At 64.5% G+C, this 709-nt stretch carries 1 protein-coding gene; it reads right to left on the bottom strand.

What is annotated here, in order from left to right; all coding sequences use genetic code 11:
• Window positions 1-709 (bottom strand): condensation domain-containing protein (locus A9X05_RS25500; protein WP_156736989.1); only part of this gene is annotated, 709 nt, incomplete at both ends.

Below are 709 nucleotides of genomic sequence, written 5' to 3'. Positions count from 1 at the left end.
GTTCTGCCAGGCTAAGACGACTTGGATCAGGGGGTGGTGGGTCAGGCTGCGGGTGGGGTGCAGCCGTTCGACGAGGACTTCGAAGGGCACATCCTGGTGCTCATAGGCGGCCAGGCTGCGCTGTCGTACCTGGGCCAGCAACTGCGCAACCGTGGGATTACCACTCAGGTCGGTGCGCAACACCAGCGTGTTGACGAAAAACCCGACCAACTCATCCAACGCAGGATCACGACGCCCGGCGATCGGAAAACCCACCGCCACATCCGAAGTCGCCCCCAACTTCCCCAACACCACCGCCAACGCGGCCTGCACCACCATGAAACTGGTCGCATTGTGCTCACCTGCCAGCGCCCGCACCCGCCGCTGCAACTCCGCCGGCCACTCCACCACCACCCGCGCACCCCGATAATCGGCCACCAACGGATACGCCCGATCCGTCGGCAACTCCAGGCGCTCGGGCATCCCCGCCAACGCATCCAGCCAGTAGGTCAGTTGAGCGGTGATCGCGCTGTCCGGATCTGCCAAGTCCCCGAATTGCGCCCGCTGCCACAACGTGTAATCCACATACTGCACCGCCAACGGCGCCCACCCCGGCGCCCCACCGGCACACCGACTCCCATAAGCCACCCCCAGATCACGCACCAACGGCGTAATCGACCACCCATCCGCAGCAATATGATGAGCCACCGCCACCAACACATGCTCATCG

It is taken from the genome of Mycobacterium sp. E3298 (genome assembly GCF_001666895.1).
In the GTDB taxonomy this organism is placed as follows: domain Bacteria; phylum Actinomycetota; class Actinomycetes; order Mycobacteriales; family Mycobacteriaceae; genus Mycobacterium.
Note: the sequence above shows the minus strand (reverse complement) of the source record. Positions and strands in the feature narration are given on the sequence as shown.